General features: G+C 72.2%; 23 protein-coding genes. 18 read left to right on the top strand and 5 right to left on the bottom strand.

What is annotated here, in order from left to right; all coding sequences use genetic code 11:
• Positions 1–61: 61 nt before the first annotated feature.
• Positions 62–505, top strand: a complete 444-nt coding sequence (locus ABRP24_RS03045; RefSeq protein ID WP_027466840.1) for a disulfide bond formation protein B — start codon at positions 62–64, stop codon at positions 503–505.
• A 42-nt stretch (positions 506–547) separates the two neighbouring features.
• On the opposite strand, the gene ABRP24_RS03050 is transcribed toward ABRP24_RS03045, so the two are convergent.
• The gene (locus ABRP24_RS03050; protein ID WP_301566069.1) at positions 548–1,705 is read right to left on the bottom strand and encodes a PP2C family protein-serine/threonine phosphatase; all 1,158 of its coding nucleotides are present in this window, start codon (positions 1,703–1,705) and stop codon (positions 548–550) included.
• Entirely contained in the window at positions 1,702–2,478 is a 777-nt protein-coding gene (locus ABRP24_RS03055) for a ThuA domain-containing protein (protein WP_232536545.1), read from the bottom strand. Before ABRP24_RS03055 ends, ABRP24_RS03050 begins: the two co-directional genes overlap by 4 nt.
• 141 nt (positions 2,479–2,619) lie before the next feature.
• On the opposite strand from ABRP24_RS03055, the gene ABRP24_RS03060 reads away from it, so the two are divergent.
• Together ABRP24_RS03060 and ABRP24_RS03065 are read left to right on the top strand one after the other, a co-directional pair.
• Positions 2,620–4,062 (top strand): DUF4832 domain-containing protein, encoded by a 1,443-nt coding sequence (locus ABRP24_RS03060; RefSeq protein ID WP_301628803.1) that lies wholly within the window; start codon positions 2,620–2,622, stop codon positions 4,060–4,062.
• Between the two features lie 115 nt (positions 4,063–4,177).
• A complete protein-coding gene (locus tag ABRP24_RS03065) occupies positions 4,178–4,633 on the top strand; it encodes a DUF3817 domain-containing protein (RefSeq protein ID WP_301628804.1) in 456 nt (151 codons plus the stop codon).
• A 162-nt stretch (positions 4,634–4,795) separates the two neighbouring features.
• On the opposite strand, the gene ABRP24_RS03070 is transcribed toward ABRP24_RS03065, so the two are convergent.
• Positions 4,796–7,006, bottom strand: coding sequence for an NADP-dependent isocitrate dehydrogenase (locus ABRP24_RS03070; RefSeq protein WP_349847616.1), 2,211 nt, complete (start codon positions 7,004–7,006; stop codon positions 4,796–4,798).
• Between the two features lie 193 nt (positions 7,007–7,199).
• On the opposite strand from ABRP24_RS03070, the gene ABRP24_RS03075 reads away from it, so the two are divergent.
• Positions 7,200–7,565: a hypothetical protein gene (locus tag ABRP24_RS03075; RefSeq protein WP_349847615.1), complete on the top strand. Its 366-nt coding sequence runs from the start codon at positions 7,200–7,202 to the stop codon at positions 7,563–7,565.
• A gap of 27 nt (positions 7,566–7,592) precedes the next feature.
• Positions 7,593–9,284 carry a sodium:proton antiporter gene (locus tag ABRP24_RS03080; protein WP_176709573.1) on the top strand — a complete coding sequence of 564 codons (1,692 nt, stop codon included), beginning with the start codon at positions 7,593–7,595 and terminating at the stop codon, positions 9,282–9,284.
• A 16-nt stretch (positions 9,285–9,300) separates the two neighbouring features.
• Here the strand turns inward: ABRP24_RS03080 and ABRP24_RS03085 are convergent, their stop codons facing one another.
• Entirely contained in the window at positions 9,301–9,795 is a 495-nt protein-coding gene (locus ABRP24_RS03085) for a hypothetical protein (RefSeq protein WP_111056500.1), read from the bottom strand.
• A 162-nt stretch (positions 9,796–9,957) separates the two neighbouring features.
• On the opposite strand from ABRP24_RS03085, the gene ABRP24_RS03090 reads away from it, so the two are divergent.
• The 5 genes from ABRP24_RS03090 to ABRP24_RS03110 all read left to right on the top strand — a co-directional run bounded on the left by ABRP24_RS03090 (position 9,958) and on the right by ABRP24_RS03110 (position 15,285).
• Positions 9,958–11,076, top strand: coding sequence for a M23 family metallopeptidase (locus ABRP24_RS03090; protein WP_349847614.1), 1,119 nt, complete (start codon positions 9,958–9,960; stop codon positions 11,074–11,076).
• Positions 11,077–11,221: 145 nt separating this feature from the next.
• On the top strand, positions 11,222–12,496 hold the full coding sequence (locus tag ABRP24_RS03095; protein WP_301566074.1) for a hemolysin family protein: 1,275 nt from the start codon (positions 11,222–11,224) through the stop codon (positions 12,494–12,496).
• A gap of 448 nt (positions 12,497–12,944) precedes the next feature.
• Entirely contained in the window at positions 12,945–13,856 is a 912-nt protein-coding gene (locus ABRP24_RS03100; protein WP_071406260.1) for a helix-turn-helix transcriptional regulator, read from the top strand.
• Positions 13,857–13,887: 31 nt separating this feature from the next.
• Entirely contained in the window at positions 13,888–14,634 is a 747-nt protein-coding gene (locus ABRP24_RS03105; protein ID WP_349847613.1) for a methyltransferase domain-containing protein, read from the top strand.
• Positions 14,635–14,802: 168 nt separating this feature from the next.
• The gene (locus ABRP24_RS03110; protein WP_071406263.1) at positions 14,803–15,285 is read left to right on the top strand and encodes an FBP domain-containing protein; all 483 of its coding nucleotides are present in this window, start codon (positions 14,803–14,805) and stop codon (positions 15,283–15,285) included.
• Positions 15,286–15,449: 164 nt separating this feature from the next.
• Here ABRP24_RS03110 and ABRP24_RS03115 read toward each other — a convergent pair whose 3' ends face one another.
• Complete coding sequence (locus tag ABRP24_RS03115; RefSeq protein WP_071248528.1) at positions 15,450–16,436, bottom strand: aldo/keto reductase; 987 nt, start codon at positions 16,434–16,436, stop codon at positions 15,450–15,452.
• A 111-nt stretch (positions 16,437–16,547) separates the two neighbouring features.
• Between ABRP24_RS03115 and ABRP24_RS03120 the strand changes: the two genes are divergently transcribed.
• From ABRP24_RS03120 to ABRP24_RS03155, 8 genes are all read left to right on the top strand, one after another.
• Positions 16,548–16,784: a hypothetical protein gene (locus ABRP24_RS03120; protein WP_027466854.1), complete on the top strand. Its 237-nt coding sequence runs from the start codon at positions 16,548–16,550 to the stop codon at positions 16,782–16,784.
• A 127-nt stretch (positions 16,785–16,911) separates the two neighbouring features.
• Entirely contained in the window at positions 16,912–17,457 is a 546-nt protein-coding gene (locus ABRP24_RS03125; protein ID WP_349847612.1) for an acyl-CoA thioesterase, read from the top strand.
• 9 nt (positions 17,458–17,466) lie between these two features.
• Positions 17,467–19,038 carry an FAD-binding protein gene (locus tag ABRP24_RS03130; RefSeq protein ID WP_349847611.1) on the top strand — a complete coding sequence of 524 codons (1,572 nt, stop codon included), beginning with the start codon at positions 17,467–17,469 and terminating at the stop codon, positions 19,036–19,038.
• A gap of 152 nt (positions 19,039–19,190) precedes the next feature.
• A complete protein-coding gene (locus ABRP24_RS03135; protein ID WP_027466857.1) occupies positions 19,191–19,778 on the top strand; it encodes a YdeI family protein in 588 nt (195 codons plus the stop codon).
• 74 nt (positions 19,779–19,852) lie between these two features.
• Positions 19,853–20,734 (top strand): aldo/keto reductase, encoded by an 882-nt coding sequence (locus ABRP24_RS03140; protein ID WP_027466858.1) that lies wholly within the window; start codon positions 19,853–19,855, stop codon positions 20,732–20,734.
• A 178-nt stretch (positions 20,735–20,912) separates the two neighbouring features.
• Positions 20,913–21,491 carry a PadR family transcriptional regulator gene (locus ABRP24_RS03145; RefSeq protein WP_232536546.1) on the top strand — a complete coding sequence of 193 codons (579 nt, stop codon included), beginning with the start codon at positions 20,913–20,915 and terminating at the stop codon, positions 21,489–21,491.
• Positions 21,488–22,216 carry an ABC transporter ATP-binding protein gene (locus ABRP24_RS03150; protein ID WP_027466859.1) on the top strand — a complete coding sequence of 243 codons (729 nt, stop codon included), beginning with the start codon at positions 21,488–21,490 and terminating at the stop codon, positions 22,214–22,216. Before ABRP24_RS03145 ends, ABRP24_RS03150 begins: the two co-directional genes overlap by 4 nt.
• Positions 22,213–25,035, top strand: a complete 2,823-nt coding sequence (locus tag ABRP24_RS03155; RefSeq protein ID WP_349847610.1) for an ABC transporter permease — start codon at positions 22,213–22,215, stop codon at positions 25,033–25,035. Before ABRP24_RS03150 ends, ABRP24_RS03155 begins: the two co-directional genes overlap by 4 nt.
• The last annotated feature ends 100 nt before the right edge of the window (positions 25,036–25,135 follow it).

Consider the following 25,135-nt stretch of genomic DNA (forward strand, 5'->3'; position numbering starts at 1 on the left):
CGCCGGGGTCCACTGGCCGCATTCGGCAGGCGTTCGGCCGGGTGCCCTACGGTCGGTCGCCATGGACGGATGGCGGAACCCTGCGCGCTGGGCACGGACGGGACGGTGGCTGCTGCTGCCGATCGCGGTGCTGGACTGGGTCGCGCTCGCGCCGCAGACCATCGTGGTGCTCGCGTTCCTGCTCGCCGTCGTCGGGCTCGCCGGCATGGGTGCGGCCCTCGTGGTGCACATGCTCCGCCGGTCCCGTGGGGCGATGGCCGGCCTCGGGGTCGTCCTGCTGCTCGGTGGCCTCGTCGTGTTCGGCCTCGATCCGTTCCCGGGCTCGTTCCCGCTCATCGAGTCGTGGTGGCCGGAGTCGATCACGCAGCCGCAGCACGTCGGCAGCGCGTACTGGCAGCTCGCCGGCCTGGGCATCGAGCTCGCCGGGTTCGCCCTGCTCGCCACGCTGCTCGTGGTCGCGCTGACCGGAACCCCGCGGCCGCGGCCGGACCGCTTCCGCTCCTGACCCACCGCGGGCAGCACGCCACGCCTGGGCGGCGGACCCCGCTCAGTGCCGTGTGAGCACCACCAGCGTGACGTCGACCGCGGCGTCCGTGGGGATCGCCGTGCGCACCCGTTCGACCGCCGTGGCGCCGTCCGGAGCCGAGAGCACCAGCGCGGCGAGGTCGTCCAGGTGCCGGAGCCCGTCCAGCGTCAGGACGCCCTGGGTGCAGATCGCCAGCCGGTCTCCGGGTTCCAGGTCGAGCGCCCCGGGCGACCGCGGGATCGACTCCGGCTGCAGCCCGAGCGGCAGGTCGAGCGGGTGCAGGACGCGGGCCGGACCGTCGGCGGGGACGAGCACCGCCAGGCCGTGGCCGGCGTCGCCGAAGTCGACGTGACCCGACGTGGGGTCGAGCCGCAGGTGGAAGAGCGAGCCGACGGCGGCCGCAGCCGACAGGTCGGCGGTGACCTGCGCCTCCAGGCCGACGATCGCGTCCGACATGGCCGAACCGGTCCGTGCCGCCACGGCACCGCGGACCGCCGCGGCGAGCAGGCCCGACGCCGGGCCGGCCGCGCTCACCCGGCCGACGGTGACGTGCAGTGCACCGTCCGGTGCGACGCGCCAGTCGGCGATGTCACCCCCGCCGTCGTCGTGCTGTGCCACCAGGACGTCGAGGTCCCACCCCGGCACCGCGACCGGGTCCGGCACCAGGCCGTCGAGCACCCGACGGACCCGTCCGCGGTCGATGGCGACGCCGAGCTCGCGCTCCGCCCACCGGGCCAGGTCACCCAGCAGGGCGACGTCGTCCGGCGAGAACGTGCGCGGCACCGCGTCCATCAGGCACAGCGTGCCCACCCGGGTGCCGTCGACCATGGTCAACGGTGCGCCCGCGTAGAACCGGATGCCGTGCTCCGCCACCGCCGCCGTGTGCGCGAACCGGGCGTCGAGCGACGCGTCCGGGATCACCATCGGTTCGCGGGTGAGCACGGTCGACGCGCAGAACTGCTCGCTGGCGGGGACACTCGATCCCTGGTGCCAGCCGAAGGTCGACTGCGTGGTGACGAGGTCGTGGTGGACGAGGTTGAGGAAGGTCAACGGGACGTCGAACGCCTCGTGGGCCATGCGGGTGATGCGGTCGAAGCGCTCCTCGGGTCCTGATCCCAAGATGGCGAGCGCCTCGATCACCGCGGTGCGCCTGTGCGCACCGTCGAGATGGTTGGTCACCCGACCTGTCTACCCCTATCGTCCGACAGGAACCAGTCCCGCGGGTGGGGGTCGGCGGTCAGTTCGCGGCGCTCGGAGACCGGGGCTGCCCAGGCGGCGGCGTTCGACAGCACGCGCTGGATGTCCGGGTGGTGGTACACGGGGTACTCCTGGTCGCCGGGCGAGAAGTAGAAGACCTTGCCGAGCCCCCGGCGGTACGCGACGCCGGAGCGGAAGACCTCGCCGCCCGCGAAGGTCGACAGGAACACCTCTTCGTCGGGGCGCGGGATGTCGAAGTACTCGCCGTACATCTCCTGTCGGTCGATGACGATCGGGTGCGGGACCCCGGCGGCGATCGGGTGCTCGGGCGCGACGGTCCAGACGAGTTCGCGCTCGCCGTCGTTCCGCCACTTCAGCGAGCAGGTCGTGCCCATCAGGCGCTTGAACGGCTTGGAGTAGTGGCCGGAGTGCAGCACCACCAGGCCCATGCCGGCGTGCACGGCGTCGACGACCAGGTCGACGACGGCGTCGCTCACCTCGTCGTGGGCGGCGTGGCCCCACCAGAACAGCACGTCCGTGGTGGCCAGCCGTTCGGCGGTGATGCCGTGGTCGGGTTCCTGCAGGGTGGCGGTGGAGACGTCGGCCCCGGGCTGCAGCTGCCGGAGCGCCTCGGCGATCACGGTGTGCATGCCGTCGGGGTAGTGCCCGATGACCGTCGCGTCACCGCGGGTCTCGTGCACGTTCTCGTTCCAGACGACGATGTTCAGGGGACGGTTCTCGGTCGACGGCGACATGCAGGCAACGCTACCCGTGCTCGGTTCGCGCATCCACTGGCGTTTTCTGATCGTTTGCCCTACCTTCAGATCACATTCGCGCAGGACGGCAGCGCCAGGGGGCGCCGATCACCGTCCGCGCCGAGGACAGGGGCTCGTCCGATGCAGCACCGCACCATCACCACCGTCGCACTCGCGGCGGCACTCGCACTCGCCGTACCGACCACCGCGTGGGCGTCGTCGCCCACCGGCCACCACCCGACACGGACCGCGACCACCTCGACCGTGACCTACACGGCGAGCGACGCGGTCATCCCGAACCCCTCGCGCGGGTTCGACCACACCACCGAGACGCACTACCGCGCCGACGGCACCGGGTACACGCCGCTCGACGCCGCGACGCTCCGCGGCTACCGCGCCGAGGGGGTCACCCAGGTCGTCCGGGTGTTCTACATGGAGGCGTTCGTCCAGCAGCGGCAACTCAGCCCGGCCTGGCTGCGGCTCGTGCAGCGCGACTACGACACCGCACGTGCGGCCGGGGTGGGTGTGATCACCCGGTTCGCGTACGTGCAGGGCGGCGCGTACCCGTACTCGGCGCCCTACGGCGACGCCGACCTGCCGACCGTGCTCGCGCACATCCAGCAGCTCACCCCGACGCTCCGCCGGAACGCCGACGTCATCCCGACCCTGCAGCAGGGGTTCATCGGGCTCTGGGGCGAGGGCTACTACACCGACCACTTCGCCAGCGACCCGGCGAACCCGGGCGTGCTGACCGAGGCCGACAAGGACGCCCGACGGCAGGTCCTGCAGGCCGAACTCGCGGCCCTGCCGTCCAGCCGCTCGGTCCAGGTCCGCACGATGCAGATGAAGCAGGACGCACTCCGCACACCGTCCGGCACGGCCGGGGCACTCACCCCGGCGCAGGCGCACGACGGGTCGGCAGCGTCGCGGATCGGGCACCACAACGACTGCTTCCTCGCCTCGCCGGACGACTTCGGCACGTTCCTGAGCGATCCGCTGTCACTCGACCAGGACTACCTGGCCGCCGAGTCGCGGTACGTCCCCGTCGGTGGCGAGACCTGCGCCGTGAACGCGCCGCGGTCCGAGTACCCGTCCGCCTCGGCAGAGATGGCGAAGTACCACTACAGCTACCTCAACCTCGACTACAACAGGGACGTCCTGGCGACCTGGGGCGCGGACGGCATGACCGACGCGGCGAAGAAGCTCGGCTACCGCTTCACGATGACCTCGAGCACCGTCACCACCGGTCGCACGCCGTCGGTCGCGGTGTCGGTGCGGAACGACGGCTGGGCGGCGCCGTACAACAGCCGCCCGGTGCAGCTCGTCCTGACCGACGGGCACCGCAGAGTCACCGTGCCGGTTCGCGCCGACGCGTCCTCGTGGCAGCCGGGACGGACCGTGACCGTCCGGGCGTCGCTCGCACACCTGCCGAAGGGCCGCTGGGACGTCGCCCTCGCGCTGCCGGCGCCCGAGCGCTCGGTGGCGTCGAACCCGGCCTTCGCGATCCAGACCGCGAACACCGGCACGTGGGACGCGCGCGCCGGCGTGAACCGCCTGGGCCAGACGGTGGTCGTGCGGCGCTGACCCGACAGCAGAGGACGCCCCGGGTCGATCGGCCCGGGGCGTCCTGCTGTCCGTGGGGTGCCCCGAGGGTCGGGCGTCCTGCTGTCTGTCAACCGGGTCCGCCACCATGGAGGCCATGACTCCGCGCTCCCTGTTCCGCGCCGCCGCGGTCGCCGAACTCGTGACCTGGACCCTGCTCATCCTCGGGATGGTGCTCAAGTACGGCTTGGACGCCGGCGACTGGGGCGTCCGCATCGGCGGTGGGGTGCACGGCTTCGTGTTCCTGGCGTACCTGGTGGTCACGACGGTCGTGGCGGTGAACCAGCGGTGGTCGTTCGGGGCGCTCGTGCTCGGCTGGGCCAGTGCCGTCGTGCCGTACGCCACGGTGCCGTTCGAGGTCGCGGTCGCCCGCCGCGGCATGCTCGAGGGCTCCTGGCGCCGCTCGCCGGACGCCCACTCGGGCTTCTGGGACCGTCTGCTGTTCTTCGTGGTGCGTCGGCCCGCCGTGGCCGCGGGCATCGGGGTCGTGGCCGTCGCCCTGGTCTTCACCGGGTTGCTGGCCGCGGGCCCACCCGTGCCGCCCCGCGGCTGACGCCCCGCGCGTCCCCTGTCACTTCCTGAGCAGGAATGGTCGGGTTCGTGGTGCGGACGCGACCACTGCTGCTCACGAAGCGCGGCCGTGGTCGCGACCACGGACGGACGGGAGGCCCGGTGCCAGCTGGCACCGGGCCTCCTGTCCGGGGGTCGGTCGCTGCTAGAGCGCTGCCAGCGCCGCGTTCAACGTGGCGGACGGACGCATGACCGCGCTCGTCTTGGCGTCGTCGGGGCGGTAGTAGCCGCCGATGTCGGCCGGGTGGCCCTGCACCGAGACGAGCTCGTCGACGATGGTGTGCTCCTGCTCACCGAGCTTCGCCGCGAGGTCCGCGAACGACGCCGCGAGCTCGGTGTCCTGGGTCTGCGCCGCGAGCTCTTCGGCCCAGTACTTCGCCAGGTAGAAGTGGCTGCCGCGGTTGTCGATCGAGCCGAGCTTGCGACCCGGGGACTTGTCCTGCTCGAGGAACGTCCCGGTGGCCCGGTCGAGGGTCTCGCCCAGGATCTTCGCCCGCTCGTTGCCCGTCACACCGGCGAGGTGCTCGAGGCTGACCGCCAGTGCGAGGAACTCGCCCAGGCTGTCCCAGCGCAGGTAGTTCTGCTGCACGAGCTGCTGCACGTGCTTCGGCGCGGAACCACCGGCACCGGTCTCGAACAGGCCGCCACCGCCCAGCAGCGGGACGACGGAGAGCATCTTCGCCGAGGTGCCGAGCTCCATGATCGGGAACAGGTCCGTCAGGTAGTCGCGCAGGACGTTGCCGGTGACCGAGATGGTGTCCTCGCCGCGGCGGATGCGCTCGAGCGAGAAGCGCATGGCGTCCTCGGGCGCGAGGATCTCGATCTGCAGGCCGTCGGTGTCGTGCTCGCCGAGGTACTCGCGGACGAGCCCGATGAGGTTCGCGTCGTGCGCGCGGGTCTCGTCGAGCCAGAACACGGCGGGCGTCGCGGAGGCACGGGCGCGGGTGACGGCGAGCTTCACCCAGTCGCGGATGGCGACGTCCTTGGTCTGGCAGGCGCGCCAGATGTCACCGGGCTCGACGTCGTGCTCGATGACGACGTCGCCCGAGGCGGTCGTGACGCGGACCACACCGGCGCCGGGGAGCTCGAAGGTCTTGTCGTGCGAGCCGTACTCCTCGGCCTTCTGCGCCATCAGGCCGACGTTGGGCACGGAACCCATCGTCGACGGGTCGAAGGCGCCGTGGGCGCGGCAGTCGTCGAGCACGGCCTGGTAGATGCCGGCGTAGCTCGAGTCGGGGATGACGGCGAGGGTGTCGTGCTCGTCGCCGTCCGGGCCCCACATGTGCCCCGAGGTGCGGATCATCGCGGGCATCGACGCGTCGACGATGACGTCGCTCGGCACGTGCAGGTTCGTGATGCCCTTGTCCGAGTCGACCATGGCGAGCTCGGGGCCGTCGGCGATGCCCTGCTTGAAGGCACGCTCGATCTCGGCGCCGTTCGGCAGCGCAGCGAGGCCGGCGAGGATCGAGCCGAGGCCGTCGTTCGGGGTCAGGCCTGCGGCGGCGAGGTCGGCGCCGTAGCGCTCGAACACCGACGGGAAGAACGCCTTGATGACGTGCCCGAAGATGATCGGGTCCGAGATCTTCATCATCGTGGCCTTGAGGTGCACGGAGAACAGGACGTCCTCGGCCGCGGCGCGCTCGATCTGCTCGCGCAGGAACGACTCGAGTGCGGCCACGTGCAGCACGGTGCCGTCGACGACCTCGCCCTGCAGGACGGGGATCGACTGCTTGAGGACCTGCTCGCCGCCGTCCTCGGCCACGAAGGTGATCGTCAGGACGTCGTCGGCGGGGGCGATCCAGGACTTCTCGTTCGAGCGGAAGTCGTCGACGCCCATGGTGCTGACGTTCGTCTTCGAGTCACGCGACCAGGCGCCCATGCGGTGCGGGTGCTTGCGGGCGTAGTTCTTGACCGACAGGGGTGCGCGGCGGTCGGAGTTGCCCTCGCGCAGCACCGGGTTGACGGCGCTGCCCTGGACACGGCCGTAGCGGGCGCGGACGTCGCGCTGCTCGTCGGTCGTGGCCTCGTCCGGGTAGTCGGGCAGGTCGTAGCCCTGCGCCTGCAGTTCCTTGATCGCGACCTTGAGCTGGGGGATCGACGCCGAGATGTTCGGCAGCTTGATGATGTTCGCCTCGGGGGTCTTCGCCAGGTCGCCGAGCTCGGCGAGGGCGTCGTCCAGGCGCTGCTCGTCGGTGAGCCGCTCCGGGAACTGGGCGATGATCCGGCCGGCGAGCGAGATGTCGCGGGTCTCGACGTCGACACCCGCGGTGCCGGCGAAGGCCTGGATGACCGGGAGGAAGGAGTGGGTGGCGAGGAACGGCGCCTCGTCCGTGAGGGTGTAGATGATCTTGGCCATGCTGGCGGGTACTCCCTTGTTCGACCGTCGGTACGTCCACGGTACTCGTGGCGCAGGATGTCTCGACATCAAGATACATGGCCCCCGCTTCCGCGCGGCAGATGCTCGGCCGACACCCTGGAGGCGCACTGTCGACACATAGGAACGGTGCGTGGACTGGTCTTCCGCGGCACCAGAGCGAGGGAGAGCGCGCATGACCACCACACGGCAGACCCCGGACGACTTCGGCTGGAGGGCGGAGGACCTGCGGTCGGCCTACGCCTCGGACGGCAGCGGCCCCTACCGGTACGCGCCGGACGGCTCCGGCCCGTTCTCGTACGACACCGACGGCTCCGGTCCCTGGCTCGTCGGCCCCGAACCCCGGCGGAGCACGAAGCGGTTCGCACCGCGTCAGCGTGGCAGCCGATCGCGGTTGCGGCAGATCGGGACGGCCTGCACCGCCGGAGCGCTGGCGCTCGTGCTCGCCGTCGGCAGTGTCTCCGTCGTCGCGCACGCTGCTCCTCCACACCGGTCGGTGCAGGCGAGCGCCGCGCAGGGCTCCGGACCCGACGGAGCCTGATCCGCCCGGTGGTGCCACCCTGGACCCGTGACCGAACTCCTCGTCGTGGGTGTCATCGCCCTGATCGCCATCGCGGGCGCCGCCGTGCTCGGCCCCCGCATCGGGATCGCGGCACCGCTCGTGCTCGTCGTCGTCGGGATCGTCGCGAGTCTGCTGCCGTTCATCCCCCACACGGAGATCGAACCGGAGTGGATCCTCGCCGGGGTCCTGCCGCCCCTGTTGTACTCGTCGGCGGTGTCGATGCCGTCGATGAACTTCCGGCGCGAGTTCGGCGCGATCAGCGGCCTGTCGGTCCTGCTCGTCGTCGCGTCGAGCCTGGTGCTCGGGCTGTTCTTCGCCTGGGTGATCCCGGGCCTCGGTTTCTGGTGGGGCATCGCCCTCGGCGCGATCGTCAGCCCGACCGACGCCGTCGCCACCTCGATCGTCAAGCAGACCTCGGTGTCACGCCGGGCGATCTCGATCCTCGACGGTGAATCGCTGCTCAACGACGCCACCGCGCTCGTGCTCCTGCGCACCGCCATCGTCGCCGCCGCCGCGTCGTTCTCGTTCTGGGGCGCTCTCGGCGACTTCGCGGGCGCCGTGGCCATCGCTGTCGTCATCGGGTGGTTCGTCGGCTGGCTGAACGTCTTCGTCCGCGCGCGCGTGCCGGGTGCCGCGGTGAACACAGCGCTGTCCTTCGCGGTGCCGTTCGTCGCGGCGGTCCCCACCGAGCACCTCGGCGGGTCCGGACTCGTTGCCGCCGTCGTCGCGGGCCTGTTCACCGGGATCGTCGGGCCGCGCAAGCTCCCTCCGGGGCACCGGCTGTCGGACGCTCAGAACTGGCAGACCATCGAACTCGTGCTCGAGGGCGCGGTGTTCCTGACGATGGGACTCGAACTCGCGACCATCCTCGGCGACGTGCAGGACGAGCACACGGGTGTCGGACCGGCACTCCTCATCGCCGTCGGTGCCCTCGTGCTCACCGTGCTCGTGCGGGCCGCGTACGTCGTCCCGCTGCTGCTCGCCCTGTCGGCGAGCGCCAAGCGCGGCAAGCGGATGCAGGGGCGCTTCGCCGAGATGCACGCCGGTGACCGCGACGCGATGAGCGAGGTGATCCGCGAGCACCGACCGGGCAACCGCGCCCCCTCGGAACGAGAGCTCGACCGGTTCACGACTCGCGTCCGCCGCACCTTGGCGGACATCGCGTACTACACGAAGGCACCGCTGGGCTGGCGCGAGGGCACCGCCGTGGTCTGGGCGGGGATGCGTGGGGCCGTGACCGTCGCAGCTGCGCAGACCCTGCCGGAGGGCACCCCGCAGCGTTCTCTCCTGGTGTTCGTCGCCTTCGCGGTCGCACTGCTGTCCCTGGTGGTCCAGGGCGGCACGATCGGTCCCCTGCTCCGACGCATCGCCGCCCCCGCGCCGGACACTGCCGCAAAGGACACCGAGGAACGACAGCGTCTGCTCGAGCTCATGCGCAGTGCGGCCGAAGAGGTACCGCGCACCGGTGAACAGCCCCCGGGCTCGCGCGAAGAACTCGAGGCGGCGGACCCAGCCGAGCTCCGCGCCTGGATGGGGCGTGAGAAGGCGCGGCGTCTCGCGGTCCTCCAGGCGCAGCGCTCGGCGATCCTCGACGCCCGCGACGACGGCACGTTCGACGCCGAGGTGCTCGAGTCGATGCTGCAGAACCTGGACGCCGAGCAGATCGCCCTCGAACTGCGGGGCGCGCCGACCCGGTGACCTGCTCCGCGTCCGCTCAGTCGCCGATCGAGACGCGGAACACCCGGACGCCGGCGGCACGGAGCCCGGCGAGCCCGAGCCGCATGCGCAGGGGCCGGAAGGGCCGACGGAACCCGGACGACGCCGACGCGGCATCGATCTGGTGCAGGACCTCGGACGTCAGGGTGCGTTCGAGCTTCGGCGCGAGCCGGGTCACCCCGGACACCGTGACGACGATGCGGACGGCGTGCGGCGCGAGCATCGGTGCGATGAGCTCGGCAGCCGCCTGCGCCCGGTGGAACGCGGGGTCGTCACCGGGGCGGCGGATGGCGATGACGGCCAGCGCTGCGTCCCAGGTCTCGTCGGGGTCCGGCAGGTCGTCGACCCCGATGACCCGCATCCGCGCGGCGTCGATCCCGGCGCGCACGGCCGCAGCCCGGAGCACGGGCAGGAGTTCCTGGGTACCGGCCAGCACGACGTCGGCCGACGCCAGGTCGACCGTTCCGTACCGCTCACGCGGCGATCGGGCCATGGTGCGGGTCCTTCCGTCGCTTTCCCCTGACCGTACCGATGCGAAGGGCTCGGGGGACGCTTCCGCCCGTGGTGGTCAGGCGCCTCCCAGCGCACTCGGTAACGAAAAGATCACGAAAAGGCCTGTACAAAGCGACAGAGTCGTGCAGAATGGTGGGCGGCCATGACGACTGCACCCGAACCAGACCAGCACCCGGCGACGCCGGTGGTGCACCTGTCCCGACGCGCCGCCCTCGAGGCCGAGCGCGCAGCCGCCCGCGGACCACAGCGTCGCAGCAAGACGGCCCCGGCCGCGAAGGTCGCCAAGCCCGAGAAGCCGGCCAAGGCCGCGAAGGTCGCCAAGCCGGCCAAGGTCGCGAAGCCAGCCAAGGCACCGAAGGCCGCGAAGGTCGCCAAGCCGGTGAAGTCCGTCGTGCTCGCGACCGCGTCCTCGGCCACCGAGCCGGCCGGCCGCCGCTCAGCAGCCGCACGCGCCACCACCGAGCACGTCGACGACCGCATCCAGCGCGTCGTCCGCCGCCCCGCACCCAGGGTGACCCGCGTCGCCAGCGCACCCCGGGCCTCCCGGTCGGCCCGTGCCGGACGCATCACCCTCACCAGCGCCGCCGCCGCCATCGCGATGTTCGCCGCCTCGGCGATGCCCGCACACGCGAGCGCTGGCACCTCGATGGCCACCTCGACCATCGCGCCCATCGTGCGCACCCAGGACTACGCCGTGACCCAGGCGGTCACGTCCGCCGGGTTCGACCGTGACGGGTTCACCGTCGGCGGTGGCTCGACCGTCACCACGACGACGGCTGGTTCCGCCGACACCGCGGCGATCGCCGGAGGCGCCGTGTCGTTCGGCGGCGCGGTCCGCTCGCCGTTCCCCGGCCCCGTGCAGATGAGCTCCGGCTTCGGGTACCGCTCGGCACCGTGCGGCGCGTGCTCGTCACTGCACCAGGGCCTCGACTTCACCCCGGGCATGGGCACGCCGATCGGCGCCGTCGCCGCGGGCAAGGTCCGGGTCTCGGGCACCTACTTCTCGTACGGCAACGCGGTCATCATCGACCACGTGGTCGACGGCCGACAGGTCTCCACGCTCTACGGCCACATGATCCCCGGCTCCTCGCCGCTCAAGGTCGGCGACACCGTCGCTGCCGGGCAGTTCATCGGGCTCGTCGGGTCCTCCGGCGTCTCGACCGGTGCGCACCTGCACCTCGAGGTCCTGATGGACGGCGTCACGCCGATCGACCCGGAGGCGTGGCTCGAAGCCCGCATCGGTCGCTCGCTCACCCTGTAGCGACCGTTCTCCGTCACGACGCGGGATCCACAGCCGCTGTCGAGCGGCAGCACGGTGATGTCCCAGTCTGCCTGTGCAGACTCACAGGCATGGACGATCCCCACAGACCGCCCGCCCGTCGTCGATCCGAGGCGGCTGCCCGCTGATGGGCGCCGACACCTGGATCGCCTTCGGGCTCGTCATCCTCTTCGTGCTCGTCGGCGGGGTCTTCGCGGCAGCCGAGATCGCGCTCGTCTCCCTCCGCGAATCCCAGCTGCAGCAGCTCGAACGCCGCGGCCCTCGCGGGATGCGGGTCGCCGAGCTCGGCCGTGACCCGAACCGGTTCCTATCCGCCGTGCAGATCGGCGTGACCGTCGCCGGGTTCTTCTCCGCCGCGTACGGTGCGTCCTCGATCGCACCCGACGTCGCACCGCTGTTCCAGGGACTCGGCCTCGAGCAGGGCACCGCCGAAGCCGTCGCGCTGGTGCTGATGACCCTCGTCATCGCGTACCTGTCGCTCGTGTTCGGCGAGCTCGTACCGAAGCGCCTCGCCCTGCAGCGCGCCGAGGGCTTCTCGATGGCCGTCGCCCCGACCCTGGAGCGCTTCGCGGTGCTGATGCGGCCGGTGATCTGGCTGCTCTCGAAGTCCACCGACACCGTCGTGCGACTGCTCGGTGGCGACCCGGACGCCCGCAGCGAGTCGATGAGCACCGAGGAGCTCCGCGGCCTGGTCGACGAGCACACCGGCGTCGACGAGCAGGGACGCCGGATCGCCCGCAGCGCCCTGGACGCCGGTGACCGCATCCTGCGCGAGTCGATGCGCCCCTGGTACGACGTGTCGACACTGGACGCCGGCCTCTCCGTCGCCGACGCCACCGACCAGGCCATCGCTGCCGGGCACACCCGGTACCTCGTGACCTCCGGCGGGCGCGACGAGGTCCAGGGCTTCGTGCACCTCCGTGACCTGCTGCGTCCGGTCGACCCCTCGGCCCCGGTCGCCACGCTCGTCCGGCCGGTACTCGCCCTGCCCGAGACGAAGTCGCTGTCGAGTGCGATCGCGGACATGCGCACCGACGGCCACCAGATCGCCCTGGTGGTCGACGAGTACGGCGGCAGCGCCGGCATGGTCACGCTCGAGGCGCTGCTCGAGGACCTCGTCGGCCGCATCCGCGACGAGTGGGACTCCACCGAGTACGACGAGTCCGTGCTGGCGCACGACGGCGTCGACGGCGCCACCGTGCTCGAGGACCTGGCCGCGGACGGCGGCCCCGTCCTGCCCGACGGTGACTACGAGACCGTGGGTGGGCTCGTGCAGGTGCAGCTGGACCGCGTGCCCGAGGTCGGCGACGTGGTCCTGGCCGGCGGACACCGCCTCGAGGTGACCGCCATGGACGGTCACCGCGTCGCGCGCGTGCGCATCGGAGCCGACGCCGCGTCCTGACCGCGGCCCCACGGCGGTCGGGAGGCCCGTGGCGCAGGCGGTCGCAACACCCCGCGGGACGCCGGCGAGCGGTCACAGGCCGTCGCCTGCGGCGCCACCAGCCGACAGGTCGCGACCACCCGGCGGGCGGCACGCGACGTGTCGCGACCGGTCGGGCACGGCCGGTCACGCAACGGAACGCGACCAGACGGCGTACGGGAGGCGCGTGGCGGGGCCGCCCCGCGCCTCCCGTCCGCCCCGGGCGGTCGCAACACCCCGCCAAACGCCGACGAGCGGTCACAGGCCGTCGTCTACGGCACCACCAGCCGACAGGTCGCGACGGGACGGCGCACGGCACGCGACGTGTCGTGACCAGTCAGCGACGTCGTGACCAGTCAGCGACGGCCGGCGGCCCCGCCGCGGCCCTCCCGCCTGCCGGACACACGGCCCGGGCACGTACGCTCGTCGCATGGGTATCGACGTGCGCAACGAGATCCGCGACTTCCTGTCCTCCAGGCGGGCGCGGCTCACCCCCGAGCAGGTCGGCATGCCGTCGTTCGGCGGCGGGGTCCGACGCGTGCCCGGGCTGCGTCGGCACGAGGTCGCCATGCTCGCCGGCGTCAGCGTCGACTACTACACGCGACTCGAGCGCGGCTCGCTCAAGGGCGTCTCGGACAGCGTGCTCGAGGGCCTGGCGAGCGCCCTGCAGCTCGACGAGGACGAGCGCGCGCACCTGTGGGACCTCACGCGCCTGGCGAACTCCGGCGCGAAGGTCATGCACCGGAACGTGCCGACCCGCGTGCGCCCCGGCGTGCAGCGGCTGCTCGACGCCATCACCGGCGCACCGGCCTGGGTGCGGAACGAGCGCGGGGACGTCGTCGCGACGAACGAGCTCGGCCGCGCCCTGTACGCACCGCTCTTCGCCGGCCCCGGACGCCCGGTGAACACCGCACGCTTCACGTTCCTCGACCCGGCCGCCCGCGACTTCTTCCCGGACTGGGCGCAGACCGCGAAGGACGCCGTAGCCGTGCTCCGGACCGCCGCGGTGTCGAACCCCTGCGAGCCGGGGCTCATCACGCTCGTCGGTGAGCTCTCCACCCGGAGCGAGGAGTTCCGCGGTTGGTGGGCCGCCCACGACGTCCGGATGCAGCGCACCGGCAAGAAGCGCATCGACCACCCGATCGTGGGGGAGCTGCGGCTGTCCTACGAGGCGCTCGACCTGGTCGCCGACCCCGGTCTGACGCTTTTTTCGTACTCGGCCGAACCGGGCAGCGAGTCCGAGCGGTCGCTCGCGCTGCTCGGCAGCTGGGCCGCGACGGAGCGGGCCGAGCAGTACGCGGCCCTGCGCGAGTCGGAGTCCGAGTCCGAGTCGGTCGACTGACCCGGCGCCCGCGGGTTCGTAGGGTGGGGACGTGACGAGGACCACGGACGGCTCAGCAGGGGATGCGGACCGCCGGCAGCACCGCCGGCCCGAACCCGCGTTCGCCCGCGCGGTTGCGAAGGCACTCGGAGACGCCCGGACCGTGCTCGACATCGGTACCGGTGCCGCTGCCCGTTCGTACGCGCCGACCGATCGCGACGTGACCGCCGTGGAGCCCGCCGGAGACCTGCCCTTCGCCGACGACACCTTCGACGCCGCGATGACGACCTTCTCGATGCCCGAGTGGCACGACCTCGAACGCGTGCTCGCCGAGGTGCGTCGCGTGACCCGGGGCCCCGTCGTGGTCCTGACGTTCGACCCCGACTGCATCGAGCGCTCCTGGCTCGCCGAGTACGCGCCCGAGGTGCTGTCGGCCGACGCCCGTCGCCACCCGGCACTGCCGCGGATCGCCGACGCACTGGGCGACGACACCGTGACGAGCACCCCGTTGCCGATCCCGTTCACGTGCGTCGACGGGTTCGCCGAGGCGTACTACGCCCGCCCCGAGCGACTGCTCGACCCCGGGGTGCGCCAGGCGGACCCGGCGTGGGGCCTGGTCGACGAGTTCACCGTCCGGCGGTCGGTGGCAGCGCTCCGGACCGCGCTGGAGTCGGGGGAGTGGGACCGGCGGCACGGGTCGTTGCGGATCCGCCCGACGTACGAGGGCTCGGTCGTCCTGGTCACGGCGACACCGAACCGGCCGCAGGCGGACCGGGCCGGGGTTGACACCCGGTCGTAGGCTGGTCGGGTGAGCTTCCAGGAGGTGGTCGGCGCCCGTATCGCCGGCATCAGGGCGTGAGGCCCTCGGTCGTGCCCTCGGGTGCGGCCGCCCTCGTCGAACCCTGACCTCCTCCGCCCGGTGCGGTGTGCGTCCGCACGCCCCGGGCCCGCACGAAAGCGATCACCCATGCTCCCCATCGTGGAGAAGACCCTCCGCACGTCCTTCGTCAACGCCTCGCGCAAGGAGGTGTCCGACCTCACGCTGCCCGCCGACTTCGAGACACTCGACTGGGACGCGCTCGACTACCTCGGCTGGCGCGACCCGAAGATCGGGCGGCGTGCGTACGCCGTCGTGCCGACCCTGGACGGCGACCTGATCGGCATCCTGTTCCGGCAGGCCGAGGCCTCGCCCCGCTCCCGTGCCCAGTGCTCGTGGTGCCAGGACGTCAAGCTGCCGAACGACGTCGCGTTCTACAGCGCGAAACGGTCCGGGCCGGCCGGACGGAACGGCAACACCGTCGGCACCCTGGTGTGCCAGGACTTCCAGTGCTCGCGGAATGTCCGGAAGCTGCCGCCGCCCGCCTACGAGGGCTACGACGTCGAGGCAGCGCGCCTCCGGCGCATCGAGGACCTGCAGGTCCGGGCCGCGTCCTTCGCCGCCGAGGTCTGAGACGCCGGCGTCCTCGGAAGACGCCGCCGAGTCAGCGAAACGCCGCCGGATTCGGAGGCGTCTCGCGCTGACGCCGGCGTCTCGCGTCCGCAAACGCGACTGACGACGGACGGGAGGCCCGAGACGGATCCGCCACGGGCCTCCAGGCCGTCATCCGGTCGCGTCTACCGACCGATGGTCGACATGTCGGGGTAGCGGTCACCGGTCGGGACCGGCAGCGCCGACAGGCGCGACAGCTGGTCCGCCGTGAGGGTCAGGTCGGCTGCGCCGACGTTCTCCTCGAGGCGGGAGACCCGCTTCGTGCCGGGGATCGGGACGATGTCGTCGCCCTGGGCCAGCAGCCAGGCGAGCGACACCTGCGCCGGGGTGGCGCCGGCCTCGGTGGCGATCTCCTTGACCGCGTCGACGATCCGCATGTTCTGCTCGAACGCCTCCTGCTGGAAGCGCGGGTTCGCCAGGCGGAAGTCGTCGGAGTCCAGGTCGGACGGCTTCGTGATGGCACCCGTCAGGAACCCGCGGCCGAGCGGCGAGTACGGCACCAGGCCGATGCCGAGCTCGCGCAGGGTGTCGAGCACGTCGCCCTCGGGGTCCCGCGTCCACAGCGAGTACTCGCTCTGCAGCGCGGTGATCGGGTGGACGGCGTGGGCCTTGCGGATGGTCTCTGCACCGGCCTCGGACAGTCCGATGTGCCGGATCTTGCCCTCCTGCACGAAGCCGGCGAGCTGCCCGATGACGTCCTCGATCGGGACGGCCGGGTCGACGCGGTGCTGGTAGTAGAGGTCGATGTGGTCCGTGCCCAGGCGACGGAGTGAACCCTCGAGCGCCTCGCGCACGGACTCGGGCTTGCTGGAGATCCCGCGCTGCTGCGTCGGCGTCTCCTCACCGGCCTCGTGGTGGTACAGGCCGAACTTGGTCGCGATGACGACGTCGTCGCGACGGCCCTCGAGCGCACGGCGCAGGAGTTCCTCGTTCGTGTAGGGGCCGTACGCCTCGGCGGTGTCGAACAGGGTGACGCCGAGGTCGATCGCGCGGTGGATGGTGCGGATCGACTCGTCGTCGTCGGTGCCGGCGCCCGTGTAGAAGGCGCTCATGCCCATGGTTCCGAGGCCGATCGGGCCGACCTCGAGGTCTGCGAGCTTGCGTGTCTGCATGCTGCAGGTCTACTCCCGGTACCCCTGACGGCGGGAGGCACTGGCTGTACCCGCCTCCGCACCACTACGCTGCGAGGGACGGGGCAGACGCCCCGGGCTCGGGGGAGTGTCATGGTCGTCATCTGGATCGTCATCGCCGTGGTCGTCGTGCTCGGCACCCTGCTCGTCGTGCTCGAGGTGCAGAACCGCCGTCGGCGGCAGGCGCTCGAAGCGATCGAAGACCTGTCGGATCCGCGTGACAGCGCACGCGCCGCGGCCGAAGCCGAAGCTGCGCACTCCAGGACCGAGGGGCTCGCCAAGTCCGCGCACCCTGGCATCACGGGCGCCGGCGGCGGCTTCCCCGGCTGAACCGCCCGACCCCACCGCCCGCCGATTGTCGGGAGCGGCTGGTGGTGTGTCGGCGGACGGCCGCGCGCTTCGTGAGGTTCCTCCAAGGTGCTCGCACGATTGCTCCGCGCACTGGTGTGATCGTCCCGTGAACCTGTACTTCCGACTGCTCCTGCTGCAGCTGCGCACCCGTCTGCGCGCTCGGGCCGGTGGACGCCGCCGGGCGTCGCTCTGGGACGAGGTGCGGACGCCGTTCCGGGTGGTCCCGACCGACCTCGACCCCCTGCGGCACGTCAACAACGGCAAGTACCTGTCGATGCTCGACCTCGGTCGGCTCGACCTGATGCTCCGCTCCGGGTACTGGGCCGCGCTGTCCGAGCACGGCTGGTACCCCGTCGTCTCGGCGCAGACGATCACGTACAAGCGGTCGCTGACGCTCGGGCAGCGGTTCGAGCTCCGCACCCACGTGCTCGGGGTCGACGACCGTGCCGTGTACCTGGAGCAGACGTTCGTGCGACAGGGTGCCGTGATGGCCCGCGCCGTGGTGCAGGCCCGGTTCCTGCGGCGTTCCGGCGGGACGGTGCCGACCGCGGACCTGCTCGAGGCCGCGGGTGGCGCGGACCGCGACCTGACCGTGCCCGACTGGGTGCACGACTGGGCGAGTGCGACCCGGATCAGCAGTGGCGCGGCGTAGACAGGTCCGGTGACCGAACCAGCAGGCTCCCCCCGGACGACCGCCACCTCGCGCCGCGCGCTCATCGCCGGCGGGGTCGGTCTCGGTGTCGCCGGCATCCTCGCCGCCTGCAGCAGGCCGGGGCCCGAGCCCAGCCGGTCACCGAGCGCCGCCCCGACGCGCTCGCAGACCCCGGACCCTGCACCGAGCGACTCCCCGGACCGCGGCCCGGACTCGTGGGATGCCCTGGCCGCCGCGGTGTCCGGCACCGTGCTGCGGTCCGGCGCGGCGGGGTGGGACGACGCCCGTGTGCTCGAGAACCCGCGCTTCGACGACGCCGACCCGCGGGGGATCCTCCGGGCGGCGGACACAGCGGACGTGCAGGCCGGCCTCGCCTTCGCCCGGACCACCTCGACGCCGGTGGCGCTCCGGGCCGGCGGGCACTCCTACACGGGGTGGTCGGCCGGCGGAGCGCCCGGCACCGGTGTGCCGCGATCGCTGGTCATCAGCACGCAGGACCTGGACGGCATCGACCTGCACGACGACGGGACCGTCACGATCGGCCCGGGTGCCCGGCTCGGCGACGTGTACGCCGAGCTCGCGAAGGCCGGACGGGCGATCGGCGCCGGCTCGTGCCCGACGGTCGGCATCGGCGGACTGACCCTGGGTGGTGGAGTCGGCGTCCTCGTCCGGTCCTTCGGTCTGACCTGCGACCAGCTCACCGGGGCCACCCTCGTCACCCCGGACGGGGTCGTGCACCGGGTGTCGACGTCCCGCGAACCCGACCTGTTCTGGGCCTGCCGCGGTGGGGGCGGTGGAACCGTCGGCGTCGTGACCGCACTGACGTTCCGGACGCACGCCGCGCCTCCCGTCCTGCTCTTCACGATCACGTTCGCGTGGTCGGCCGCCGCTGCCGTGGTGCGTGCCTGGCAGGACTGGGCACCGACCGCCGACCGGAAGCTGTGGTCGTCCCTGAAGCTGCTGAACGGCAGTCGGCACACCGCGCCGACCGTCACGGTGACCGGTGTCTGGACCGGATCGAAGACCGGCGCCGACACCTCCGTCGACGGTTTCATCGCTGCCACCGGCGCGAAGCCGCTCGCCCACACCGGGCGGGTGCTCACCTACGGCGCCGCGATGTCCGCGTTGGCCGGGAAGCCGCAGCGGGTGTCCGAGGCGGCGACGTCGTCGGTCGGATCAGCGAAGCTCACCGACCGGCAGATCGACGTGCTCGTCGCCCAGGCGGCCGCGGCGGGTGACGTGACGGGCAACCTCGAGGGTGGGGTCGCCCTCGATGCGCTCGGCGGCGCCGTGGCGGACGTCGGCGCAGGGGACTCGGCCTTCCCCTGGCGGTCGGCGCTGATGACCGTGCAGTACACGGCGGTGTTCGCGGACGGGGCGGATCCCGCGCCGTTCGATGCGTACGTGCGGGGGTTCCGGAAGGCGATGCGCCCGGCGTGGGGCGACGCGGCGTACGCGAACTACTGCGATGCATCGATCACCGACCCGTCCGCGTACTTCGGCGACAACACCACGCGTCTGCACCGCATCGCCGAGCAGGCCGACCCCGCGGGCGTGCTCGCGCAGCCGCACTGGGTCTGACGTCGGCCCGGGCACGGTGCGCGCGGTCCGGGTTTCGGCCCCAGCGACACTGCACGCGTCCCGCACCCCGTGAACTGTCGCTCAGCGCGAAACTCGACCGGCCCACGGCGGACGGCCCCCGGCCCACTGCAGGCCGGTCCTACGATGACCGCATGGACATCGTCGACCTGGTGCTGCCGGACGTCGCCGCGTGGCGCGCCTGGCTCGACGACCACGAGCACGAACCCGACGGGGTGTGGCTCGTCCTCGCCAAGAAGGGCGTCACGGAACCGACGACGCTGACCTACGACACGGCCCTCGACGAGGCACTCTGCTCCGGGTGGATCGACGGGCAGCGGCGCGGGCGCGACGACACCACCTACCGTCAGCGGTTCACCCCGCGCCGGAAGGCCTCGCTGTGGTCGCAGCGGAACCTCGGCCTGGTCGCGGCACTCATCGCCGAGGGGCGGATGCGGGAGCGCGGGCACGCCGAGATCGAGCGCGCCAAGGGTGACGGGCGGTGGGACCGCGCCTACGCCGGATCCGCCACGGCCACGGTGCCCGAGGACCTGCAGGCCGCGCTCGACGCCGCCCCCGCAGCCGCCGCACTGTTCGCCGAGCTCGACGCCACGAACCGGTACGCCGTCCTGCACCGGATCACGACGGCCCCGAACGCCACGGTGCGGACGAATCGGCTCACCAAGCTCGTCGGCGGACTCGAACGCGGCGAGACCCCGTACCCGCGGCCCACCCGTCCGTAGTCCCTGCGAACCCGGAAAGCGGTCGGGGGACACCGACTCAGGGACCGGCAACGCACCGGGCGTAGACCGGGGACATGACCACAGGCACTGACACCACGAACCGTCCGGCCGCGTCCTCCGGCACCTTCCGCATCGGCGGCGACCTCGAGGTCAACCGGCTCGGCTACGGCACCATGCAGCTCACCGGCCCCGGCGTCTGGGGACCGCCAAAGGACCACGACGAGGCGATCCGCGTCCTCAAGCGCGCCGTCGAGCTCGGCGTGAACTTCTTCGACACCGCCGACTCGTACGGCCCCTACGTCGCCGAGGAGCTCCTCAAGGAGGCCCTGCACCCCTACGGCGACGACGTCGTCATCGCCACGAAGGCCGGCCTCACCCGCACCGGCCCGAACGTCTGGCCGCCCGTCGGCCGCCCGGAGTACCTCCGGCAAGAGGCGGAGATGAGCCTCCGCCGCCTGGGCCTGGAGCGCATCGACCTGTTCCAGCTGCACCGCATCGACCCGAAGGTCCCGCTCGAGGACCAGGTCGGCGAGCTGAAGAAGCTGCAGGACGAGGGCAAGATCCGCCACATCGGCCTGTCCGAGGTCTCCGTCGACGAGGTCAAGGCCGCGCAGGAGATCGCCACGATCGTCTCCGTGCAGAACCTCTACAACCTGCAGAAGCGTGACGCCGAGGAGCTGCTCGACTGGTCCGAGGAGCAGGGCATCGGCTTCATCCCGTGGTTCCCCCTGGCCACGGGTGGCCTGACCGGCGAGGACTCGCCGCTCACCGAGATCGCCGAGCGCAAGGGTGCCACCCCGGCGCAGCTCGCGCTCGCCTGGCTGCTCAAGCGCTCCCCGGTGATGCTGCCGATCCCCGGCACGTCGAGCGTCGCGCACCTGGAGGACAACCTCGCGGGTGCCACCGTCGAGCTGACCGACGACGAGTTCGAGGAGCTCGCGAAGCTGGGTCACTGACCCTGAGGACGCGACCGCGGGTCGCGAACGCGACCACCGGTCGGACGGGAGGCGCGGTGCCAGCTGGCACCGCGCCTCCCGTCCGTTTTCTCGCCCTGTCCAGATCCGTGCTTGCGCAGGCATACCGGGTATGTGCATACTCAGTATGGCCACGGTGGCCCGGGACAGGGGAAGTGTCATGAGCGTTCGGATGGGCGTACTCGCGCTGCTGGTGGGGGGACCCGGCTACGGATACCAGCTCCGGGGGGAGTTCGAGCACCGCACCGGCGGCAGCTGGCCGCTGAACATCGGCCAGGTCTACACGACCCTGGACCGCCTGGAACGCGACGGCCTCGTGGCCCGCGGTGACGCCGACGACGACGGACACGTCGTCTACACGGCGACGGACGCGGGTCGCGCCGAGGTGGCGCGCTGGTTCAGCGAGCCCGTGCCGGCCAAGCGTGGCCGCGACGAGCTGGCGATCAAGTTCGCCCTCGCCGTGACCGTCCCCGGGGTCGACGTCGCCCGGCTGGTGCAGGTGCAGCGCGGTGCCGCGATCCGGAACCTGCAGGACCTGACGCGGCTGAAGCGGACGACCGACCCGTCGACCGACCTGGCGTGGTCGCTCGTGCTCGAGTCGATGGTGTTCCAGGCCGAGGCCGAGGTGCGCTGGCTCGACCACGTGGAGTCGAGTGTCGCGCGGTACCGGCCGGACGAGCACCCCGCGACGCCTGCCAGTGCCGACGCTGCCGCTGCCGCTTCGCGGAGCGCACGGTGACCGCCGCACCGCTCCTGCAGCTCGACGCCGTGAGCGTGCACTACGGCTCCGGCGCGAAGGCCGTCACGGCCCTGGCCGGCATCGACCTGCGGGTCGAGCGCGGCGAGATGGTGGCCGTGATGGGCACCTCGGGGTCGGGCAAGTCGACGCTGCTCGCCTGCGCCGGCACCCTGCTGCCGCCGACGAGCGGTGAGGTGCTGATCGACGGCGCCTTCGTGTCCGACCGTCCCGCCAAGGAGCTCGCAGCGCTGCGCCGCCGACTCATCGGGTTCGTGTTCCAGGACTTCAACCTGATCCCCTCGCTGACCGCGGTCGAGAACGTGGCACTGCCGCTCGAGCTCGACGGGTGGAAGGCCTCGCAGGCCCGCCGCGCCGCGGAACTCGCGCTGGACAACGTCGAGCTGTCGCACCGCGCCGACGCCTACCCGGACGACCTGTCCGGCGGACAGCAGCAGCGCGTCGCGATCGCCCGCGGCGTGGTCGGGGAGCGTCGACTCGTGCTCGCCGACGAGCCGACCGGAGCCCTCGACTCGCAGACCGGCGAGGTCGTGCTCCGCATGCTCCGTCGCCACGTCGACGCCGGAGCCGGCGCCCTCCTGGTGACGCACGACGCCCGGCACGCGGCCTGGGCGGACCGCATCGTGTTCCTGCGCGACGGTCGGGTGGTCGACGAGACCGTGTACTCGGGCGTCGAGGCGGCACTGACGGACCGGACCGCCTCGTGAGCCGGGGTCGGCGTGCCGGGACCGGCCGGACGCCGTTCGCCCTCCGACCGGCGCTCCGTCTGGGGCGTCGTCTGGCGTTCGCGAAAGCGGGCCGTGCGGCACTGATCATCGCGCTCATCGGGATCCCCACCGCCGGGTTCGCCGCCGTCGCCGTCGTGGTGCAGTCGACGCAGCCCACGGTGACCGAGCAGCTCGACCACGACCTCGGCCAGGCATCGGCGCAGATGCGGGTGTCCGGCCCGGACCTGCCCGGCATGGTGCAGGACCCGGTGCAGTGGCAGTTCACCGACTCGAAGCGGAACAGCCCCGTCACCAAGTCGGACGAGGACTCACCGTTCGCGAACGTCCTGGCGCACGTGCCCGACGGCGCGCTGGCGATCCCGGTCGGCGGCACGCCCGTCGTGGTGCAGGGTGCGCACGGCCCCGTCGGACTGACCGCGGTGGAGGGCAGCGTCTGGGACCCGTCGCTCGAGGGCCACTGGCACGTGCTCGACGGCTCCAGGCCGACCACGCGCAGCGAGCTCATGGTCACGCCGGCGACGCTCGACCGCCTCGGGGCGCGGATCGGTGACACGGTGGACCTGACCGACCCGGTCACCAAGCGCTTCACGATCACCGGGACCATGACCGACCTGGGGACGGACCCGGGGACGCAGGGGGTGTTCCTGCCCTGGGGCACGACGCTCTCGACGACCGACACCACCGACGACGTCGGGCTCGACGACGTCACCGTGTACCTGCCGTCGGACGCCCCGACGTGGTCGGAGATCCGGCAGCTCAACGCGCACGGCATCATCGTGCAGTCGCGTCCGGTCGTGCTCGACCCGCCCGACGCCCGGCTCTCCGGTGGGCAGCTGAACTCGACAGTCGGCTGGTACCTCGGGGCGATGGGGTTGCTCGGCGTCTTCGCGATGTTCGAGGTCGCCCTGCTCGCCGGGGCAGCTTTCCTGGTCGGCACCCGGGCGGACACCCGCTCGTACGCCATCGTCACGAGCGTCGGCGGTGACAAGCGGTTCGTCCGCACGATCGTCGCCGGGTCGGGCCTGGTGCTGGGGCTCGTCGGCGCGGTCCTCGGGGTCGCCGCCGGCACCGGGATCGGCGTGCTCGCGTTCCGGCTGGTCGACAACGGCAACGTGGTGTCGTTCCCCGGGTTGCACGTGCCGCCGCTCCTGCTGCTGTCGATCGCCGCCGCCGGGGTGCTCGCCGGACTCGTCTCCGCGCTCGTCGCCGCACGGTCCGCCACCCGGATCAACGTGCTCGCGGCGCTGCGGGGCTCGCTCCGTCCGGTGCCCGTCAGCCGTCCGGCCCGCCGTCGTCGGCGCATCTGGGGACCGCTGCTCGTGGTCCTCGGCGCCGTGATGACGCTGGCGTGCGGTGTCGGGGTGCTCATGCTCAACGACCGCCCGGTGCAGCACGACCGGTGGGCCTACGTCGTCGGTGCCGGGGTCGCGATCGGGCCGTGCCTGATGCAGCTCGGCATCGCCATCTGCTCGCCGTGGCTGCTCGCCCTGGTCACCCGGCTCACTTCCCGCGCGGGGCTGTCCGCACGGCTCGCCGCCCGCGACGCCCGCCGCAACCCGGTCCGCACGGTGCCGGTGCTGGCGAGCGTGATGAGCGTCGTGTTCGTGGCGTCGGTCGTGATCACGTGGAGTGCGTCGAGCCAGGCCCAGTACGTCCGCGGCTACGAGTACTCCACGGCGGTCGGGGTCGCGACGGCCGAGGTGCAGACCGAGACGAAGGACGGCGGCAGTACCGGTCGCCACGACGCGGACCTGACGGCCCACGCCGCGAAGGTGGTGTCCGGGGTCTTCGACCAGGACCGCATCCGGGTGCTCGGTGTCGCCCAGGGGCAGCCGGGCGACACCCCCTCGACCGTCACGATCCCGCACCGCTGGAGCGCGTACGACTGCCCCGCGAACGACACGATGAGCTGCTCGTACTACCTGGACACGGCGAGCGCGTCGAGTCCGCACATCTGGACCGGGACCGTCGACGACTACGCCGTGCTCACCGGGCACCGGCCGTCCGCCGCCGTCCGGAGCGCGCTCGAAGGCGGTCGGGCGGTGTCGCTCTGGCCCGAGTACGCCCACGACGGCGCGGTCCGCGTCGACACCTTCCACGACCGGACGTGGGAGAGCGAGCCCATCACCGAGCGGAGCAGACCGGCGGCCAGCGTCTCGATCCCCGCCGTGCTCGACGTGCAGACCCCGCGGATCCAGGTCGGCGTCTTCATGACGAAGGCGACCGCCGAACGGTACGGCGTCCCGGTGGTCGACGGCATGCTCGTCACGACGCTGCCCCACGACATCCAGCCGGCCCAGTGGGACGAGCTGAGCTCGGCGTGGCAGAGCTTCGGCGGCGACGACCGTGCACGGTGGAGCGGCCCGTCGTTCACCTACGAAGCCGGTCCGGTCGACAACGAGGCGATCATCCGGGCGATCGTGCTCGCACTGGCGGCGGCCGTCACCATCGGTGCGACGGCGGTCGCGATCGGACTCGCACGGTCCGACGGCCGGCGGGACGACGAGGTGCTCGACGCCATCGGTGCCGCACCACGCCTGCGCCGAGGGGTGTCGACGTGGCAGGCGGCGATCCTGGCCACGGTCGGCTCGGTGATCGGGACGCTCCTCGGACTCCTGCCGATCCGCGCCCTGACCCTGCGGTTCACCGAGAGTCCGGTCGGGGTGAACCACATGCCCTTCGTGCCGGACTGGCCGGTGCTGGCCCTGCTCGCGGTCGGCCTGCCCCTCGTGGTGACGGCCGGGGCCTGGCTGACCTCGCGGGGTCGACGGCGGGTGGCGGTGCGACGGGCGCACTGACGCCACTGGAGGCCCGTGGCGGCGTCGCCACGGGCCTCCAGTCCGCCACATGGTGAGCAGGAATGGTCGGGTCGCTGTGCCGGACCCGACCATTCCTGCT

This window comes from Curtobacterium sp. WHRI 8282 (assembly GCF_040223925.2).
Lineage (GTDB): Bacteria > Actinomycetota > Actinomycetes > Actinomycetales > Microbacteriaceae > Curtobacterium > Curtobacterium flaccumfaciens.